Here is an 18,287-nt window from a genome sequence, read left to right as displayed (position 1 = left end):
CTTTTGTATTGTTATTGAAAGCGCCGAGGGGGCTTTCAAGACCTTTTGAGATTTTGGATCACCGTGCGTCTCAATTCCATCAAGCTTTCGGGCTTCAAATCGTTCGCCGAACCGACCAACTTCATGCTGCCTGGGCAGTTGGTGGGCGTGGTCGGCCCCAACGGTTGCGGCAAATCCAACATCATGGACGCGGTGCGTTGGGTGCTGGGCGAGTCCAAGGCGTCCGAGCTGCGTGGCGAGTCCATGCAGGACGTCATCTTCAACGGCACCACCACCCGCAAACCCGCCAGCCGCGCCAGCGTCGAGCTGGTGTTTGACAACGCCGACCACCGCGCGGGCGGTCAATGGGGTCAGTTTGCCGAGATCGCGGTCAAGCGCGTGCTGACCCGCGACGGCAACAGCAGTTACTACATCAACAACCAGCCAGTGCGCCGACGTGATGTGCAGGACGTGTTTCTGGGCACGGGCCTGGGTCCACGCGCTTACGCCATCATCGGCCAGGGCACGATCAGCCGCATCATCGAGTCGCGCCCCGAAGAGCTGCGCCTGTTCCTCGAAGAAGCTGCGGGCGTGTCCAAATACAAGGAGCGCCGCCGCGAGACGGAAAACCGCCTGTCCGATACCCGTGAGAACCTGACCCGGGTCGAGGACATCCTGCGCGAGCTCAACGCCAACCTCGAAAAACTCGAAAAACAGGCCGAAGTGGCCCAGCGCTACAACAACCTGCAAGCCGACAGCACGCTCAAGCAGCACCAGCTGTGGTTCTTGAAGCGCCGCGAGGCCGAGGGGGACCAGGGCAAGGTCAAGGCCGATGTGGACCAGGCCATCAACGCGCTGGAGTCGCGCATGGCCGATCTGCGCCATGTGGAGTCCGAGCTCGAAACCATACGCCAAGCGCACTACGCCGCAGGCGATGAGGTCAACCAGGCCCAGGGCAAGCTGTACGAGGCCAGTGCCGAGGTGGGCAAGCTCGAAGCCGAAATCCGCTTTGTGGTGGAAGGCCGCCAGCGCGCTGAGCAGCGTCTGGTGCAGCTGAAGGAGCAAATCGAGCAGTGGCACCAGCGCAGCGAGCAAGCACAGACCGAGCTGGACACGCTGGCCGAGCAAAGCGTGATGGCCGAAGACCAGAGCATGACGCTGGCCGCCCAGGTCGAAGACCAGGCCATGGCCTTGCCGGAGCTGGAAGAAGCCCTGCGCCAGGCTCAGAACAAGGCCAATGAACAACGTGGCTCCGTCGTTCAGGTGCAGCAACAAATCCAGGTGTTGGCCGCCGAGCAACGCAACACCGAAGAACAGTCACGCCAGCTCAACCAGCGCCGCGAGCGCCTGCAGGCCGACCGCAATGCGCTGGCCGCACCCGACGAGCAACGCCTGGCCCAGCTGAGTGAGCAACTGGCCGAGACCGAAGCCGCCGCCGCCGAGTCCAACGCCCGTCTGCAGGAACTGCAAGAGCAGGTGCCTCAGCTGGACGAAGACCGCCGCCACCGCCAGCAGGTGGTCAACGACGAGTCAGCCCGCCTGGCCGACCTGACCGCCCGCCTGGAGGCGCTCAAGGCCTTGCAGGAGAAAGTGCGCACCGACGGCAAGCTCAAACCCTGGCTGTCCAAGCACGGCATGGAAGGGCTCGAAGGCCTGTGGAGCCGCATCCACATCGAAAGCGGCTGGGAAAACGCGCTCGAATCGGCCCTGCGCGAAAAGCTGTCCGCGCTGGAAGTCTCGCGCCTGGACATGGTGCGCGCCTTTGCCGCCGATGCGCCACCTGCCAAGCTGAGCTTCTTCACACCGCCCACGGCAGGCACTGCTGCTCCTCGTACCGGTTTGCCCGCGGGCTGTCGCGCCCTGTCGGACCTGCTGCGGGTGAGCGATGCGGGTTTGTCGGCCCTGCTGGGCGACTGGCTGCAAGGCTGCTACACCGCGCCCAGCATGGACGATGCCCTGAGCTGGCGCACCCAGTTGCACGCGGGCGAAGTGCTGTTTGTGCAGCCGGGTCATGCCGTGACCGCGCACAGCGTGAGCTTTTACGCGCAAGACTCCGAGCAAGCCGGCTTGCTGGCCCGCGCGCAAGAGATCGAGAACATCGAAAAGCAGCTGCGTGCACAAACGCTGATTGCCGAGGAAAGCCGCACCGCGCTGGCTCGCGCAGAAGGCGCGTATGCCGATGCGTCGCAGCGGCTCATCAGCGTGCGCCAGGAAGCGAGCACCAGCCAGTCCCGCGCGCATGAGGTGCAGGTTGAGCACCTGCGCCTGTCGCAAATGGCCGAGCAGACCCGTGCCCGCAGCGAACAGATCCAGGGCGACATGGCCGAAGTCGATGCCTTGCTTGAAGAGTTGCAGGAGCGTCGCGTCACGGCCGAAGCCCGCTTTGAAGAGTTGGACATGCAATTGGCCGACAGCCAGGAGCGCCACGCCCAGTTGGATGACCGCGTGATCGAGGCCGAGCGCAAACTCAGCGAATGCCGCGAGCAGCAACGCAGCCTGGAGCGTCAGGCCCAGGAGGCCCAGTTTTCGCAGCGTAGCCTGCAAGCCCGCCAAGGCGAGTTGCAGCGCACCGTCGAAACCGCCACGCAGCAAATCAGCAGCATCAGCGCCGAGCAGCAGCGTGCCCATGACGAGTTGTCGCGCCTGACCGATGCCGCCGCCCAAGGCGGGCTGCAGGATGCCCTGGCCATTAAGCTCGAACGTGAACAAGCGCTGGGTGCCAAGCGCAGTGCCTACGACGACCTCACGGCCAAGCTGCGTGCGAGCGACGAGCGCAAGGTGGCTTTTGAACGCGAGCTCGAACCCCTGCGCCAGCGCATCACCGATTTGCAACTCAAGGAGCAAGCCGCTCGTTTGGGCCTGGAGCAGTACACCCAGTTGCTGGCCGATGCGCAGGCCGACCTCGAAGCGGTGGCCAAGAGCATCGAAGAAGGCGAGGTTCGTATCTATGGTCTGCAAGGCGAGATTGACCGGATCAACCGCGAAATCAACGCCCTGGGGCCCGTCAACCTGGCCGCGCTCGAAGAGTTGTCGACCGCCCGTGAGCGCAAGACCTTCCTCGATTCGCAAAACGCTGACCTGACCGAGGCCATGAACACGCTCGAAGACGCGATCAAGAAGATCGACGCCGAGACCCGCGACTTGCTGGGAGGCACCTTCAAGATCGTCAACGAGCACTTCAGCCGCATGTTCCCCGAGCTGTTCGGGGGTGGTCAGGCCAAGCTGGTGATGACCGGCGAAGAGATTCTGGACTCCGGTGTGCAGGTGATGGCGCAGCCCCCTGGCAAGAAGAACCAGACCATCCATTTGCTCTCGGGTGGTGAAAAAGCGCTCACGGCCATTGCGCTGGTGTTTGCCATCTTCCAGCTCAACCCCGCGCCGTTCTGTTTGCTGGACGAAGTGGACGCGCCACTGGACGACGCCAACACCGAGCGCTACGCCAAGCTGGTGGCCAGCATGGGCAAGGAAACGCAGTTCCTGTTCATCAGCCACAACAAGATCGCCATGGAAATGGCCAAGCAGCTCATTGGCGTGACCATGCAGGAGCAGGGCGTCTCGCGCATCGTGGCAGTGGACATGGAATCGGCGGTCAATCTGGCGCAAATCTGAGGAAGTTGAAAGATGAGTTCATTGCAAATCGGTTTGCTGGCCGCTGGTGCCGTCACCTTGCTGGCGGTGGTGGCTTATAACTATTGGGTCTCGCGCAAAAGCGCACCCCGTCAGCCCGATGCCCTGCCGCCTTTGGACAACCCTTTGGCTCCTGGGCTGGATGACGCAGGTGCCATTGAGCCGGTCTTGACCGACGACTTTGACAAACTGCCTCAGCCCGAGCGCAAGCCCGTGCTCGATGCGCTGATCGACGTGATCGCGACCATGGAAGTGGAGCAACCCGTTTCGGGCGACGCCGCGTTGGCCGCATTGCCTGCCACGCGCCGTGTGGGCACCAAGGCGTTCAATGTCGAAGGCTGCAGCGAACTCACGGGCGAGTGGGAGCCGATCGTGCCCGGGCGGCGCTACTCGGCTTTTCAAGCTGGCGTGCAACTGGCCAACCGTGTGGGGCCGCTCAACGAGATCGAGTTTTCCGAGTTCGTGGTCAAGACCCAGGCTTTTGCAGATGCGGTGGGTGGCAGTCCGGTGTTCAGCGACATGCTTGAAGAAGTCGCCCGCGCCCGCGAGCTGGACCAGTTTGCCAGCGAGCACGATGCCCAGCTGAGTTTTGCCATCACGGCGCTGTCGGCCGCCTGGAGCCCGGGCTATGTGCACCAGCATGCGGCTCGCCTGGGCTTTGTGGCCGGGGTGATTCCGGGGCGCATGGTTTTGCCCGCCGAAGTGCAAGGCTTACCGCCCGTGCTGTCGCTCACCTTTGACACCCAAGCGGCCATGGCCGAAGACCCCGATCGCTCGGCCATCCGCGAGTTCACCTTGAGTCTGGACGTGCCTCAGGTGGCCCGCACCGACCAGCCTTTTGTGCGCCTGCGCCAGGCGGCTGACTGGCTGGCCCAGCAGATGGACGGCGCCGTCACCGACGGCGGTGGCCAGCGTCTGGGCCAGGACGTGCTGGACCAGATCGCGCTGGACCTGGAGCAGCTGTACGACGCGCTCGACGCCCGCGAGTTGTCGGCCGGATCGCCCCAGGCGCGTCGCCTGTTCTCGTGATGTGCGCACAGACACCGATGTGGCCGCGATGAGCACGCTGGACCTGTTTGCCGAGCCTGTCCCGACCCCAGAGGCCCCGGCAGCGCGTGCCGCGCAACTGCGCACACAGCTGCAGCACCATGGGCACCTTTATTACGTGCTCGATGCCCCTGAAATACCGGACGCAGAGTACGACCGCCTGTTTCGCGAGTTGCAGGCCCTGGAGACCGCACACCCCGAATTGCTGACTGCGGATTCCCCCACCCAGCGGGTGGGGGGGCGGGTGCTCGACGCCTTTGCCTCGGTGCGCCACGCGGTGCCCATGCTCAGCATCCGCACCGAGACCGACACCACATCCTCTGGGGCCGAGGCCTTTGATGCCCGCATGCGCCGCGAGCTGGGCCTGGCTGAGGCCGAGGCCGCGGTGCAGTACGTCGCTGAACTCAAGTTCGATGGCCTGGCCATGAGCCTGCGTTACGAAAACGGCGTGCTGGTACAAGCCGCCACCCGGGGCGACGGAGAAACCGGCGAAGACGTGACCGCGAATGTGCGCACCATCGGCCAAGTGCCCTTGCGCCTGCCGCCCGATGTGCCTGCGGTGCTCGAAGTGCGCGGCGAGGTCTACATGCGCCGCGACGACTTTGAAGCCCTGAACGAGCGTCAGCGCCAGCGCATTGCCGCCGGGGCCAAGGGCGAGAAAACCTTTGTGAATCCGCGCAATGCCGCTGCAGGCGCTGTGCGTCAGCTGGATTCCGGCATCGCGGCAGATCGCCCCTTGAGCTTTTTTGCCTACGGATTGGGCGAGGTCAGTGCCGAGACAACGCCGCGGTGGATGACCCATTACGGCATGCTCATGCAACTCAAGGCCTGGGGCTTCCCGGTGGCCGAGCAGACGGCGGTGGTCGAGGGTGCCGCAGGCCTGGTGGGCTTTCACCAGCGCATGGCTGCCGAACGCGACCGTTTGCCTTACGACATCGACGGCGTGGTCTACAAGGTCAACGACTTGACCTTGCAGCAGCAATTGGGCTTTGTGACCCGCGAGCCCCGCTGGGCCGTGGCCCACAAATACCCTGCGCAAGAAGAGATGACCCAGGTGCTGGCCATTGACGTGCAGGTGGGCCGCACCGGCAAGCTGACCCCAGTGGCCAAGCTGGCCCCCGTGTTTGTGGGCGGCGTCACGGTGACCAACGCCACGCTGCACAACGAACTCGAAGCCCGCCGCAAGGACGTCCGGGTGGGCGACACGGTGATCGTGCGCCGTGCGGGCGATGTGATCCCCGAGGTGGTGTCGGTGGTGCTGGACAAGCGTCCCGCCGATGCCATGGTCTTCACCATGATGGACCACTGCCCGGTGTGCGGCAGTCTGGCCGAACGGGAAGAAGGCGAAGCCGACCACCGCTGCACGGGCGGCTTGTTTTGCAGCGCGCAGCGCAAGCAGGCCGTCTGGCATTTTGCGCACCGCCGCGCCATGGACATCGAAGGCCTGGGCGACAAATTGGTGGATCAACTGGTGGATTCTGGGCGCGTCAACACGCTGGCCGACCTGTACGGCTTGAAGTTGCAGGACCTGGCGGGCATGGACCGCATGGCCGAGAAATCGGCCCAGAACCTGCTCGATGCGCTGGAAAAATCCAAGCAGGCCACGCTGGCGCGCTTTGTGTTCGGCTTGGGCATTCGCCATGTGGGCGAGGCCACGGCCAAGGAGCTGGCCCGGCACTTTGGCCAACTGGATGCCATCATGGCCGCCAGCGAAGACGCGCTGCTGCAGGTGGCCGATGTCGGCCCGGTGGTGGCGCACAGCATCCACACCTTTTTTGCCCAAGCGCACAACCGCGAGGTGGTGCAGGCCCTGCGCGATGCGGGTGTTACCTGGGCGGAAGGCGAAGCCCTGGCCCCTACCGAAATGCCTTTGGCGGGTCTCACGGTGGTGTTGACCGGCACGCTGCAAAGCATGGGTCGGGACGAGGCCAAAGACAAACTCGAAGCCCTGGGCGCCAAGGTGGCGGGCTCGGTCAGCAAGAAAACCAGCTACGTGGTGGCGGGTGCAGAAGCGGGCAGCAAGCTCGACAAGGCGCAGGCCTTGGGTGTACCTGTGCTGGACGATGCCGGGCTGGCCATTCTTTTGAACGGAGACAAACCATGACCGTGCGTGAAATTCTCAAAATGGGCGATCCCCGTCTGCTGCGCATGGCCGAGCCTGTGCAGGCTTTTGACACGCCGGAGCTTCACGCACTGCTGGCCGATCTGCGCGACACCATGGCCGCAGCCAACGGCGCAGGCATCGCAGCGCCGCAAATCGGGGTGAACCTGCAGGTGGTGATTTTTGGCAGCACCACGGTCAACCCGCGCTATCCGGACCGTGAGCTGGTGCCCCCCACGGTGCTCATCAACCCGGTCATCACGCCGCTGGGCAGCGATGAGGCGCAAGCCTGGGAAGGCTGCCTGTCCGTGCCCGGCTTGCGTGCCATGGTGCCTCGTCCGGCACGCGTGCATTACACGGGCTTTGATGAAAAAGGCCAGGCCATTGACCGCACCGTGGAAGGCTTTCACGCCCTGGTGGTGCAGCACGAGTGCGACCATCTGATCGGCAAGCTTTTCCCGATGCGGGTGCGCGACTTCACGCATTTTGGCTTCACCGAAGTGCTGTTTCCGGACATCAGCGCGGCCGAAGACGACTGATGCGGATGGCTTCAGCGGCTGTCCAGCCGCATGAAGAAGGTTTTCTCTTCTTCGCGCACAGCGCGAAAACCCAGGCGCTCATACAGCCGTTTGGCAGGATTGATGTGGATGACGTGCAGCGTCAAAGGCTGCTGCTGGCGCTGAGCCTCTTGGATCAGGTGTTGCAGCAGCCGGGTTCCGATGCCCAGCCCCTGTGACTCAGGCCGAATGAACAGGGTGCGCAGATGTTGGCTGTGCTCTTGCGTTTCCTCGATGCAAAAGCCACCCACACACTGGCCCCGGTGGTTCAACTTGAACAGGCCGTTCAGCGGCAGGCGTTCAAAGAAGTGGAGCCGCTCCTTGTCTTCGTCCCAGCCCCAGGCCCAATCGACATAGCCCTGCAGCGCAGCCTTGTACGGGGCAAAGAGCAGGGCGCGGTCCGCTTCGCAGGCGGGCTCGATGCGCAGTTCAGGGCTCAACTCTCCAATGATTGGCATGTCAGAGTTTGGCCAGCCGCTCCAGCGCCAGGTTCAGCGTTTCGTCTTTCTTGGCGAAGCAGAAACGGATCACTTTCTGGTCAAAGCCATTGCCGTAAAAGGCTGACAGCGGGATGGCGGCCACGCCGATGTCGGTGGTGAGCCACTGGCAGAACTCGGCTTCGCTGAGGTGTTTCTCGGGCACATCCAGGCCCGAGATGTCCACGCACTGGAAGTAAGTGCCTTCGCCGGGCAGCAGCTTGAATTTGGTTTGGGCCAGGCCTGCGCGGAACAGGTCGCGCTTGCGTTGGTAAAACGCGGGCAACTCCAGGTAGGGCGTCGGGTCTGCCATGTAGCGCGCCAGGCCGTGCTGCACCGGGGTGTTGACGGTGAACACATTGAACTGGTGCACTTTGCGGAACTCGGCCGTCAGTGCGGCAGGCGCGGCCACGGTGCCGACTTTCCAGCCGGTCACATGGTAGGTTTTGCCAAAGCTGGAGACGATGAAGGCGCGGGCCGCCAGACCCTCGAAACTGGCCGCGCTCCAGTGCTGGTTGGGCGCGTAGACCATGTGTTCATAGACCTCGTCGCTGATGAGCAGCACCTCGGTCGGGTCGAGGATCTCTTGCAGCCGCAGCATGTCTTCGCGTGACCAGATCATGCCGCTGGGGTTGTGCGGCGAGTTGATCAGGATGGCGCGTGTGCGCGGCGTGATGGCGGCCTGGATCTTGTCAAAGTCGGGTCGGAAGCTGCCGGGCGTGAGCGGCACGCGCACGACCACACCGCCTGCCAGCTCGATGTTAGGCACATAGCTGTCGTAACAGGGTTCCAGCACGATCACCTCGTCGCCTGGGTGCACGATGGCCAGGATGGTGGTGAGGATGGCTTGCGTGGCGCCTGCGGTGACGGTGATCTCGGTCACGGGGTCGTAGTGGCGCCCATAGAGCTTGCCAATTTTGGCGCTCACCGCTTCTCGCAGCGGGGCCACACCCGTCATGGGCGGGTATTGGTTCAGGCCTTCGCGCATGGCATCGGTCACCGCATCCACGAGTCGCGGGTCGCAGGCAAAGTCCGGAAAGCCCTGGCCGAGGTTGACCGCGCCTTTTTCGGCGGCCAGCGCCGACATGACGGTGAAGATGGTGGTGCCCATGTTGGGCGTCTTGGAGGGCAGGTGCGGGGTGCGGGGTGTCATGGCTCAGAGTTCGTAGTCGTTGATGTGTCCGGTCATGGCCTTGGCCACCAGGTTGGCGGTCAGTCGGTCGCTCAACAGTTCGGCGAAATGGTAGACAAAGTGGCGCAGGTATGCCCCACGCTTGAAGGCGACACGGGCCACGTTCATGCCCAGCAGATTGCCCAATGGGCGCACGGCCAGGTCGTTGACCGGGTCGTCCTTGACCGCCATTTCAGCCACGATGCCCACGCCCAGACCCAGGCGGACATACGTCTTGATCACGTCCGAGTCGATGGCTTCCAGAGCGATGCGTGGCTGCAGCTTCTTGGCGGCAAAGGCGTGGTCAATGCGGGTGCGTCCGGTGAACGAGGGGTGGTAGGTGATCAGCGGCTCTTTGGCGATGTCTTCGAGCGTCAGGCGCTCGAGTTGGGCCAAAGGGTGGTCCAGCGGCATCACCAGCATGTGCTGCCACTCGTAGCAGGGCAGGGTGACCAGGTCTTCGTAGGCCGACAGCGATTCGGTGGCAATGCCGATCTCGGCCGTGTCGTCGAGCAGCATCTTGGCCACCTGGTCCGGCGCTCCTTGGTGCAAGCTGATGTTGACCTTGGGGTACTTCTCCCGCAGCTTAGCCACAGGCACGGGCAACACGTAGCGCGCCTGCGTGTGGGTGGTGGCGATGGAGAGGGTGCCGCTGTCCTGGGCGCTGTACTGGTCGCCGATCTTGCGCAGGTTGCCTACTTCGCGCAGGATGATTTCGATGCTTTGCATCACATGCAGGCCGGGCTCGGTGATGCGTTTGAGCCGTTTGCCATGGCGGGCAAAGATCTCAATGCCCAGCTCTTCTTCGAGTTCGATGATGGCTTTGGACACCCCAGGTTGCGAGGTGTGCAGGGCCTTCGCGGCCTCAGTGAGGTTGAGGTTGCGGCGGGCAGCCTCTTGAACAAATCTGAATTGGTGCAGGTTCATATGCAATTCGCCATATCGACGAGTGCAATTATGCCTTGGGGTTTTATGGGGTGGGCGCAGTGCCCAGTGCAATCTGTGCCATCAGCGCGGTCAAGGCAGGGTGCTCGCCCACCGAGGGCATCAATGTCAATTCCAATGCAGGGTGTCGCGCCCGCAGTTGTGTGACGAGGTCAGGCAAATCCTCGCGAGCGTGACGGCCGACGCCGAGGAACATGGGGACGATGCGCACCCGACCCAGGCCCAGGCTGACCAGTTCGTCCACAACGGTGGGCAAGTCGGGTGAGGTCAGTTCCAGAAAGGCGCAGCGCACCACAGCGCCCGGCGATTGCGCCGCGATGGCTTGCGCCACGGCGTCGATGGGGGCACGCCAGAGGGGGTCGCGTGAGCCGTGCGCAAACAGCACGATGCCCGTGTCAATGCTTGTCATTGCTTGTTCACCATCCAGGCAAATGCCGCCAGCGAAATCAGGGTGTAGAGCAAAGAGGGTGCGGCCGAGGTGATCCAGGGCACCCAGTTCTGCAAATTGCCGATGTGGCCAAACACATTGTTGAGCAGGTAAAAGCTGATGCCTGCCATGACCCCACCGAACACATGCCCGGCAATTTGCCCGGAGCGAAAGTGCAGGTAGGCAAACGGAAGTGCCAGGGTCAGCATGACCAGGCAGCTGAGGGGGTAAAACACCTTGCGCCAGAGCTGGATTTCGTACTGTTGGGCGTTCTGGTTGTTTTTGGAGAGATGGCGGGTGTAGAGCATCAGGTCCCAGATTTTCATCTGGTCAGGGCTGAGCAGGGCAGCAGCCACCATGTCGGCCGTGATGCTGGTGGGCCAGTCCAGTGTGGGCAACTTGCGGACCTTGATCTGTGTCATTTGCTGCGGACCTTTGCCTTGGAGTTCTTCCTGCTCCACGTCGCTCAGTTTCCACATGCCATCGGCAAATTCGCCTTTTGCTGCCTGGGTGATGGCCAGCAATTCGCCTTGGGCCGTGAACTGGTGGATGCGGATACCCACCATGTGGGCCTGGTCGTTGAAGGCCTTGACATTGACAGCCGAATGGCTTTTGTCGGTCCGTTCCTTGAGCCAGGCCCCGGTTTGTCCGGTGGTGATGGCCCCTTTGAACTGGCTTTTGAGCAAGGTGCTTTGGCGCTCGGCCCATGGGGCGATGTAGTCGCCCAGCAAAAATGTGACCAGCACAAACCCCACACCCAGTTGCAACAGCATGGTCAGGGCCCGTACGGGTTCCAGCCCCCCTGTGCGCAGGATGGTGAATTCGGAGCTTTGTGCCAGCCGCGCCATCACGAAGATTGTGCCGATCAGCACCGAGATGGGCATCAGTTCATACAAGTGCCCAGGGGCCTTGAGGGCCACCTGAATCAGACCGTGTTGCAAACGGAAGCCCGCATACGCCAGGCGCGTGAGGTTCTGCAGTTCTTCCACCAAGTCAAAGAAAATGAACAAGGCGAGAAAACCACAGGCCACAAACACCACGGCTTGGGTGATTTCCTTGTAGAGCAGGCGCTGGACGGTTTTCATGACGCGGTGCTCGGGTTGGGGCGAACACGGGCCAGCCAGTTGCGCCAGGACCAGTTCTGGTTGCGTGCGAACAACCAGCCCATGGCCAGTGCGAACATGCTGCCATGCAAGCTCAGCATCCAGGGGCCAAAGCCGATGCGGCCATTGCTGATCCAGCTTTGGCCAATGTTGACCATGTTGTAGTAGACCACGAAGGTCAGCAGGGCCAGCCCAAACTGGTAGCTGCGCCCGGCGCGAGGGTTGACGGCCGAGAGGCTGACCGCCAGCAGGATCAGGTTCAGGGCGCACAGGCCCAGGCCCAGCCGCCATGACAATTCGCCCAGGTTCACGGCCGTGGGTTGCTTGAGCAGCTCCAGACTCGAAAGCTGTCGACTGGCGATGTCCAGCGCAGCGCTCATGGGCGCTGTATCCACCAGCAGGTCGTATTGCTTGAATTGGGTCACGCGCACTTCACCGGTTTCGCGGTTGCGCAGCAACTGCTGGCCTGACTCGAGCATCAGGAAGCGGTCTGCACCGTGGAATTCCACCCGCCCTTGCTCTGCCGTGGTGGTGGACTCCAGTGGGCCGTCTTCGCTGTAGACGAAAACGTTTTTGCCGATGCGTTTGTCGGGCGAATCTTTGTCGATGAAAAACACCCGTTTGCCTTGACCCGATTCCTGGAACTGCCCAGGGGCCACGCGTTCGATGTCATTGCGTTTTTCGTAGCGCTGCCGCAGGTCCTGCATTTGCTGGTTGCTCCAGGGCCAGGCAAAGAGGGCCAGCAGCACGATGGCCAGGACCATGGGCCAGGCAAAGCGCAGCAAAGGCCCGATGAAGCGCAAAAGCCCCTGGCCGCTGCTGAACCAGATCACCATCTCGCTGTCGCTGTACATGCGGGTGAGGGTGGACACCACGGTGATGAACAGGCTCAGGGCCAGGATGGTGGTCAATTGGCCAATCAGGTTGAAGCCCATGATCAGCAGGACTTCGGACGGGTTGATGCTGCCTCGACTGGCCTGGCCCAGCGTGCGGATGAGCAGGATCGTCATCACGATGGTGACGAGCACGATCACAGTGGCGCCGAAGTTGCGGGCCAGGTCTCTGCGCAGGGAAGAATCGAATAACATGGTGGGCAAGGAGAAAACCAGTCATGAAACTCGAAATCCAGAAACGCGCTCTTCAACAACTGCAACGCGACGTGCACGATGCCCTGGTGGTGATCTGGCCTCAGAACGCTGCCACAGGTCAGGACCTGTTGTCGGCTTGGGTCAACAAGGCCCTGAAAGCGGGGGATTTCGAACACAAAACCGGTTCAATCCTGCAATCTTACGGCATGGAGGGCTTCAAGGCCCGACGCGTGGTGGTGGTTTCGTGTGGTGAAGGTCAAACCGCTGACCACAAAGCGGCTGTGATGGCGGCTTGGGCCAGCCTCAAGGGCGCCAAAATCCAGCGCCTGGGCCTGCATTGGGCGGGCGATGTGCAGCCCGAGCAAGTGCAGCACGCGGCCGTGGCATTGGCCGAAGCCAGCTATGTCTATACCACGACACTGAGCAAAGCCAAGCCCCGAACACTCATTCAGGTGGGCCTGAGCGCCGAATCGGTCACGGCAGCGCACCGCCTTGCCCTGGAAAAGGGCCACGCCCAGGTCGCAGGGATTGAAACAGCCAAAGAATGGGCCAACCGCCCGGCCAACCATGCCACACCGAGCGACCTGGCCACGGCGGCTCGTGCCATTGCCAAAGGTCCCCAGATGGCCTGCGAGGTGCTCGGCCCCAAAGAGGTCACCAAATTGGGCATGGGCTCGTTCCTGGCTGTGGCCAAGGGCTCGGCCGAGCCTCTGCGATTCATCGTCATGCAGTACAAAGGCGCCAAAACACAAGATGCGCCTGTGGTGCTGGTGGGCAAAGGCATCACGTTCGACACGGGCGGCATTTCGATGAAGCCAGCGGCCGAGATGGACGAAATGAAATTCGACATGAGCGGTGCGGCCAGTGTGCTGGGCGTGTTCAAGTCTCTGAGCATCCTGCGCCCCCAGGTCAATGTGGTGGGCCTGATCCCGGCCACCGAGAACATGCCGGACGGCACCGCTGTCAAGCCCGGCGATGTGGTCACCAGCATGAGCGGCCAGACGATTGAAATCCTCAACACCGACGCCGAGGGGCGTTTGGTGTTGTGCGATGCCTTGACTTACGCGGAGCGTTTCAAGCCCCGCGCCGTGATCGACATCGCCACCCTGACCGGGGCCTGTGTGATCGCGCTGGGCGGTGTGCGTTCGGGGCTGTTTGCCAGCGATGACCAACTGGCCAACGACTTGCAGCAAGCGGGTGAGACCTCGGGCGATCTGTGCTGGCGCATGCCCCTGGACGACGATTACGCCGAAGGGCTCAAGAGCAAGTTCGCCGATGTGGCCAACGTCGCAGGTCGCGCGGGTGGCTCTGTGACGGCCGCCAAGTTCTTGCAGCGTTTTGCCAAGAAGTACCCTTGGGCGCACCTGGACATTGCTGGCACGGCCTGGAAGAGTGGTGCGGCCAAAGGCGCCACAGGCCGCCCGGTCAGTTTGCTGCTGGAATACGTGACGGGTTTGTCGGCGGTACCAGCCGCCAAAAAAGCGGCTACCAGCCGCCGCCGTGCAGCCTGAAAAATCGCCCTCCAGCATGACCCGCATCGAGTTCCATTTCAACGCGCCTGACCGGCTGACCTACACCTGCAGGCTGTTGCGCAAGGTGCACGCCAGCGGTCTGCGGGCGGGTGTGGTGGGCGCCCAGCCGTTTCTGGGGCACCTGGACCAAGCCCTTTGGACTTTTTCTGCTGCAGACTTTATCCCGCACGCGCTGGTGGGCGATGGCCTGCCTCCTGCCCATGCGTCATGCGCGGTGCTCCTGGCTGACGGTGTATCTGCTTTGGGTGCGGTGGATGTGCTTGTCAATCTGGGCGAGGCGGTTCCGGCCGGGTTCGAAGCGTTGCCCCGCCTGATCGAGATCGTGACCGCCGATGACCTGGAGCGCGCCAACGCCCGTGCGCGCTGGAAGCAGTACACCCAGCTGGGTTATGAATTGATTCGACACGACCTGGCCAAGCCCGTGGCGGCTTGATCAGGCGCGAACCCGTGGATGCCAACAAGCGCAGACGTGACCATCTGCGTCGGCTTGCGCCAGAGGGGCTTGGGCCGCGCACTGCCCATCGGCCCGTGTACAACGGGTGTGGAAAACGCAACCCGAAGGCGGGTTGAGCGGCGAAGGAATGTCACCCGAGAGCAAGGATAACGTCTTGTGCCGTTCGTTCCTCGGATCGGCTTTGGGGACAGCATCCAGCAGGGCTTGCGTGTAGGGGTGCATGGGCTGTTTGAACAGCATCTGCTTGGGGCCGAGTTCCATCAGCTTGCCCAGGTACATGACCATCACGCGGTGGCTGATGTGCTTGACCACCGCCAGGTCATGCGAAATGAACACCAGCGTCAGGTTCATCTCGCGCTGCAATTGACGCAGCAGCTGGATGATCTGCGCCTGGATGGACACATCGAGCGCCGATACGGGCTCGTCGCACAAAATGACTTTGGGCCGCAGGATGATGGCGCGGGCGATCCCAATGCGCTGGCATTGGCCTCCTGACATTTCATGCGGGTAGCGGTAGAGCACGCTTTCTTCGAGCCCCACCTTGTTCAGCGTGTCGATGACGGCCGCCTTGAGCTGGTCTGCAGACAGCCCTGGCTCGTGGGTGCGCAAAGGCTCAGAGACGATTTTGAACACATTCAGGCGCGGGTCCAGGCTCGACAGAGGGTCCTGAAAAACCATTTGCACATCGCGTCTGACCGAGCCCCAGCGATCGAGCGGGGTTTGGGTCAGGTCCTGCCCAAGCCATTGAAGCTGACTCGATTCGCTGGGGATCAGACCGATCAGGGCCTTGGCCAGACTCGATTTGCCGCAGCCAGACTCGCCCACAACGCCCAAAGTTTCGCCTTCGTAGAGTTCAAATCCGATGCCCTTGACGGCTTCGAGTTGGCGGGTTTTGGGCCAAAAGCCTTGGCTGCCGTTGACCCGGTAGCGCACGCGCAGGTCACGGACCTTCAGCAGGACGGGTTTGTTCGAGGTGATCACAGACGGGTTCATGCCTGGCCTTCCGTGTGGTGACACGCGCACACATGGTCTGCAGCAGACAGCGCCACAACTTGTAAGGGGGCAGGGTGTTGACATGCATTGTCAGCTTTGGCGCATCGCGGTGCGAACGGGCAGCCCCCAGGCATGTTGCGCAGAGATGGCGGCATGCCCGGAATGGCAACCAGCGCATCGTCAGCGTGCTCCAATCGGGGGACCGACTCCAGCAGTGCGCGCGTGTAAGGGTGGCGGGTGTTGTAAAAAATGTCGTCGGCCTGGGCATGCTCCATGACCCGGCCACCGTACATCACCATCACCTGGTCGCTGAGGCCTGCCACCAGGCCCAGGTCGTGTGTGACCATGATGATGCTGGTGCCGTGGTCCTGCTGGAGCTGGCGCAGCAGGGCCACGATTTGCGCCTGCACGGTCACATCGAGTGCCGTGGTGGGCTCGTCGGCAATCAGCACGTCAGGCTGGCTCAGCAAGGCCATGGCGATCATGATGCGCTGACGCATGCCGCCGGAAAACTGGTGCGGATAGCTTTGCAGGCAGCGCAGGGGGTCTGCGATGCGCAGCTTTTCCAGCATCTGGACCGCCGCTGTGCGCGCTTGCCCGCGAGAGGCATTCTGGTGGATTTGCAGGACCTCGGTCATCTGCCGCTCCACCGTCAGAAACGGGTTGAGCGAGGTCATGGGGTCCTGAAAAATCATGGCCATCTTCTGGCCACGCACGCGGTTGAGCTGTGCGGTGGGGACGTTCAGGATGTTGTCGCCGCGAAACAGCACTTGGCCATCGGCCCGGGCGTTGTTGGCCAGCAAACCCATCATGGCGAGCATGGTCTGGCTTTTGCCTGAACCGCTTTCGCCCACCACGCCCAGTGTTTCGCCAGCGCGCAAGCTGAAGCTCACATCGCGCACGGCTTGCAGTTCGCCTTCGGGGGTTTGAAAGTGGACGCTGAGGTTCTGAACGTCCAGCAACTTCTTGTCGGTGTTCACGTCAGCGGTCCTTGGGGTCCAGGGCGTCGCGCAATCCATCGCCCAGGTAGTTGAAGCTGTAGAGCGTGAGCGACAGCATCAACGCAGGGAAGATGAGCAGCCATGGGGCCGAATCGAGCATCTGGGCACCGTCATGGATCAGCACGCCCCAACTGGTCATCGGCTCCTGGATGCCCAGACCCAGAAACGACAGCACCGATTCTGTCAGGATCACGCTGGGCACGGTCACTGTGGCGTACACCAGCACCAGACCCAGCAGATTGGGCACGATGTGCTCGATCACGATGCGCGGCGTGGACACGCCCATGGCTCTCGCGGCTTCCACGAATTCCATCTTGCGCAGGGACAGGGTTTGGCCGCGCACCAGTCGGGCCGTGTCCATCCATGAAAAAGCGGTAATGGCCAGCACCACGAGGTAAAAGTCACGGCCCAGCACCGTCACCAGCAAGATCGCGATCAGCAGGTAAGGCACGGCGTACATGATGTCCACGATGCGCATCATCACCTGGTCCACCGCGCCCCCCAGGTAGCCCGCAGTAGCGCCCCAGACCACGCCCAGAGCAATCGAGGTCATGGTCGTCAGGATACCTACCATCAGCGAGATGCGACCGCCCATCAGACAGCGCACCAGCAAGTCACGTCCTGACTCGTCGGTGCCCCACCAGTGGCTGTTGGAAAGCGATGGCGGGAGTTTGAGTGCGTCCCAGTCGGTGCTGTCATAAGCGTGTGTCAGCAGCCAGGGGCCGATGACGCAGGTCAGGGTGACCAGAATCAGAAAAGCCAGGCTCGTGACCGCGGCCTTATTGCGACGAAAGCGCTGCATGGCATCGCGCCATGGGCTGCGCTCAGGCTCTGCTGCGGGGATCGAGGAATGCATAAATCAGGTCCACACACAAATTGACCAGCACGACCAGCGTGGTGATCAGCACCACCAGGCCCAGCACCAGCGTGTAATCGCGGTTGGCCGCGCCATTGACCACCAAAATGCCCAGGCCAGGAATGGAAAAAATGCTCTCGGTCACCAAGGCTGCCGTGATCGAGGACACCGCCAACGGCCCGACGATGGTGACCACCGGCAGCAACGATGGCCGCAAGGCATGCCTGAACACGATCAGGTGCATCGGCAGGCCTTTGGCGCGGGCCGTGCGGATGTAATTGCTGCCCATCACCTCCACCATGCTGGCGCGCATGATGCGTGCCAGGGTCGACACGTTGATCAGGGTCAGCAGGCTGACAGGCAAGACCATGAACTGCCATGAGAAATGATCCCAGCCGCCTGAAGGCAACCATTGCAAGCCGATGGCAAAGGCCAGCACCAGGAGCGGCCCCAGCACAAAGGACGGCACCACGCTGCCCAAGCTGCCCAGAGCCATGACCAGGTAGTCCACAAAGGAGTTGCGGTACAGGGCTGCCAGTGCGCCCAGCAGCACACCGATGAGCAGTGAGAGGATGATCGACAGCCCGCCGATGGTCAGCGAGACGGGCAGGGCGCTGCCCACCAGTTCATTCACGGACCAGTCGGCGTAGCGGTAAGACACGCCCAGATCGCCTTGCAGCAATTGCCCGATGTACAGCAGGTACTGTTTCCAGTAAGGCAGATCGAGGTGGTACTTGCTCATCAGCTGAGCTTGTATGGCCTCGGGCACAACACGCTCGGAGTCAAACGGCCCGCCGGGCGCGGAAAAAAGCAGGATGTAAACCACCCCGATCACCACCAGCAAGGTCGGGATGGTGATCAGCAGACGTCGAAATGTGTAGGCGAGCATGGACACCGAGTCTAGCCTTCAGACTTCAATGGCCCGAGGCT

General features: G+C 62.5%; 16 protein-coding genes. 6 read left to right on the top strand and 10 right to left on the bottom strand.

What is annotated here, in order from left to right; genetic code table 11:
- The first annotated feature begins 63 nt into the window (after positions 1-63).
- The 4 genes from smc to def are packed head-to-tail and all read left to right on the top strand — an operon-like array spanning position 64 to position 7,293.
- Complete coding sequence (gene smc / locus IC609_RS11535; RefSeq protein WP_191819636.1) at positions 64-3,588, top strand: chromosome segregation protein SMC; 3,525 nt, start codon at positions 64-66, stop codon at positions 3,586-3,588.
- A gap of 12 nt (positions 3,589-3,600) precedes the next feature.
- The gene (locus IC609_RS11530) at positions 3,601-4,635 is read left to right on the top strand and encodes a cell division protein FtsZ (RefSeq protein ID WP_191819635.1); all 1,035 of its coding nucleotides are present in this window, start codon (positions 3,601-3,603) and stop codon (positions 4,633-4,635) included.
- Positions 4,636-4,663: 28 nt separating this feature from the next.
- Positions 4,664-6,757: an NAD-dependent DNA ligase LigA gene (gene ligA / locus IC609_RS11525; protein WP_191819874.1), complete on the top strand. Its 2,094-nt coding sequence runs from the start codon at positions 4,664-4,666 to the stop codon at positions 6,755-6,757.
- Positions 6,754-7,293: a peptide deformylase gene (def, locus tag IC609_RS11520; protein ID WP_191819634.1), complete on the top strand. Its 540-nt coding sequence runs from the start codon at positions 6,754-6,756 to the stop codon at positions 7,291-7,293. Before ligA ends, def begins: the two co-directional genes overlap by 4 nt.
- An 11-nt stretch (positions 7,294-7,304) precedes the next feature.
- Here def and IC609_RS11515 read toward each other — a convergent pair whose 3' ends face one another.
- Genes IC609_RS11515 through lptF form a run of 6 tightly spaced genes read right to left on the bottom strand, consistent with a single transcriptional unit; the run spans position 7,305 to position 12,521 of the window.
- Entirely contained in the window at positions 7,305-7,769 is a 465-nt protein-coding gene (locus IC609_RS11515) for a GNAT family N-acetyltransferase (protein WP_191819633.1), read from the bottom strand.
- Position 7,770: 1 nt separating this feature from the next.
- Positions 7,771-8,940 carry a pyridoxal phosphate-dependent aminotransferase gene (locus IC609_RS11510; RefSeq protein ID WP_191819632.1) on the bottom strand — a complete coding sequence of 390 codons (1,170 nt, stop codon included), beginning with the start codon at positions 8,938-8,940 and terminating at the stop codon, positions 7,771-7,773.
- Between the two features lie 3 nt (positions 8,941-8,943).
- A complete protein-coding gene (locus IC609_RS11505) occupies positions 8,944-9,885 on the bottom strand; it encodes a CysB family HTH-type transcriptional regulator (protein WP_191819631.1) in 942 nt (313 codons plus the stop codon).
- A 43-nt stretch (positions 9,886-9,928) separates the two neighbouring features.
- Positions 9,929-10,312, bottom strand: a complete 384-nt coding sequence (locus tag IC609_RS11500; protein WP_191819630.1) for a sirohydrochlorin chelatase — start codon at positions 10,310-10,312, stop codon at positions 9,929-9,931.
- Positions 10,309-11,415, bottom strand: coding sequence for an LPS export ABC transporter permease LptG (gene lptG, locus IC609_RS11495; protein ID WP_191819629.1), 1,107 nt, complete (start codon positions 11,413-11,415; stop codon positions 10,309-10,311). Before lptG ends, IC609_RS11500 begins: the two co-directional genes overlap by 4 nt.
- Positions 11,412-12,521 (bottom strand): LPS export ABC transporter permease LptF, encoded by a 1,110-nt coding sequence (lptF, locus tag IC609_RS11490; protein WP_191819628.1) that lies wholly within the window; start codon positions 12,519-12,521, stop codon positions 11,412-11,414. The genes lptG and lptF overlap by 4 nt, the downstream gene beginning before the upstream one ends.
- Before the next feature lie 23 nt (positions 12,522-12,544).
- Here lptF and IC609_RS11485 point away from each other — a divergent pair, with 23 nt between their 5' ends.
- Both IC609_RS11485 and IC609_RS11480 read left to right on the top strand, forming a co-directional pair.
- Positions 12,545-14,032 (top strand): leucyl aminopeptidase, encoded by a 1,488-nt coding sequence (locus tag IC609_RS11485; protein ID WP_191819627.1) that lies wholly within the window; start codon positions 12,545-12,547, stop codon positions 14,030-14,032.
- Complete coding sequence (locus IC609_RS11480) at positions 14,022-14,486, top strand: DNA polymerase III subunit chi (protein WP_333473685.1); 465 nt, start codon at positions 14,022-14,024, stop codon at positions 14,484-14,486. Before IC609_RS11485 ends, IC609_RS11480 begins: the two co-directional genes overlap by 11 nt.
- On the opposite strand, the gene IC609_RS11475 is transcribed toward IC609_RS11480, so the two are convergent.
- Genes IC609_RS11475 through IC609_RS11460 form a run of 4 tightly spaced genes read right to left on the bottom strand, consistent with a single transcriptional unit; the run spans position 14,487 to position 18,246 of the window.
- Positions 14,487-15,500 (bottom strand): oligopeptide/dipeptide ABC transporter ATP-binding protein, encoded by a 1,014-nt coding sequence (locus IC609_RS11475; RefSeq protein WP_191819626.1) that lies wholly within the window; start codon positions 15,498-15,500, stop codon positions 14,487-14,489.
- On the bottom strand, positions 15,497-16,480 hold the full coding sequence (locus tag IC609_RS11470; RefSeq protein WP_333473684.1) for an ABC transporter ATP-binding protein: 984 nt from the start codon (positions 16,478-16,480) through the stop codon (positions 15,497-15,499). Before IC609_RS11470 ends, IC609_RS11475 begins: the two co-directional genes overlap by 4 nt.
- Before the next feature lies 1 nt (position 16,481).
- On the bottom strand, positions 16,482-17,357 hold the full coding sequence (locus IC609_RS11465) for an ABC transporter permease (RefSeq protein WP_191819624.1): 876 nt from the start codon (positions 17,355-17,357) through the stop codon (positions 16,482-16,484).
- A complete protein-coding gene (locus tag IC609_RS11460) occupies positions 17,326-18,246 on the bottom strand; it encodes an ABC transporter permease subunit (RefSeq protein ID WP_191819623.1) in 921 nt (306 codons plus the stop codon). Before IC609_RS11460 ends, IC609_RS11465 begins: the two co-directional genes overlap by 32 nt.
- Positions 18,247-18,287 lie beyond the last annotated feature (41 nt).

The organism is Limnohabitans radicicola, assembly GCF_014837235.1.
GTDB classification, from domain to species: Bacteria; Pseudomonadota; Gammaproteobacteria; order Burkholderiales; family Burkholderiaceae_C; genus Limnohabitans_A; species Limnohabitans_A radicicola.
Note: the sequence above shows the minus strand (reverse complement) of the source record. Positions and strands in the feature narration are given on the sequence as shown.

What these genes read in the sequence shown, in the direction of transcription:
- IC609_RS11515 (WP_191819633.1), bottom strand. Translation starts at nt 7,769, where the DNA reads ATGCCAATCATTGGAGAGTTGAGCCCTGAACTGCGCATCGAGCCCGCC.
- IC609_RS11505 (WP_191819631.1), bottom strand. Translation starts at nt 9,885, where the DNA reads ATGAACCTGCACCAATTCAGATTTGTTCAAGAGGCTGCCCGCCGCAAC.
- ligA (WP_191819874.1), top strand. Translation starts at nt 4,664, where the DNA reads ATGAGCACGCTGGACCTGTTTGCCGAGCCTGTCCCGACCCCAGAGGCC.
- def (WP_191819634.1), top strand. Translation starts at nt 6,754, where the DNA reads ATGACCGTGCGTGAAATTCTCAAAATGGGCGATCCCCGTCTGCTGCGC.
- lptF (WP_191819628.1), bottom strand. Translation starts at nt 12,521, where the DNA reads ATGTTATTCGATTCTTCCCTGCGCAGAGACCTGGCCCGCAACTTCGGC.
- IC609_RS11460 (WP_191819623.1), bottom strand. Translation starts at nt 18,246, where the DNA reads ATGCTCGCCTACACATTTCGACGTCTGCTGATCACCATCCCGACCTTG.
- IC609_RS11475 (WP_191819626.1), bottom strand. Translation starts at nt 15,500, where the DNA reads ATGAACCCGTCTGTGATCACCTCGAACAAACCCGTCCTGCTGAAGGTC.
- IC609_RS11485 (WP_191819627.1), top strand. Translation starts at nt 12,545, where the DNA reads ATGAAACTCGAAATCCAGAAACGCGCTCTTCAACAACTGCAACGCGAC.
- IC609_RS11500 (WP_191819630.1), bottom strand. Translation starts at nt 10,312, where the DNA reads ATGACAAGCATTGACACGGGCATCGTGCTGTTTGCGCACGGCTCACGC.
- IC609_RS11530 (WP_191819635.1), top strand. Translation starts at nt 3,601, where the DNA reads ATGAGTTCATTGCAAATCGGTTTGCTGGCCGCTGGTGCCGTCACCTTG.
- IC609_RS11510 (WP_191819632.1), bottom strand. Translation starts at nt 8,940, where the DNA reads ATGACACCCCGCACCCCGCACCTGCCCTCCAAGACGCCCAACATGGGC.
- IC609_RS11465 (WP_191819624.1), bottom strand. Translation starts at nt 17,357, where the DNA reads ATGCATTCCTCGATCCCCGCAGCAGAGCCTGAGCGCAGCCCATGGCGC.
- lptG (WP_191819629.1), bottom strand. Translation starts at nt 11,415, where the DNA reads ATGAAAACCGTCCAGCGCCTGCTCTACAAGGAAATCACCCAAGCCGTG.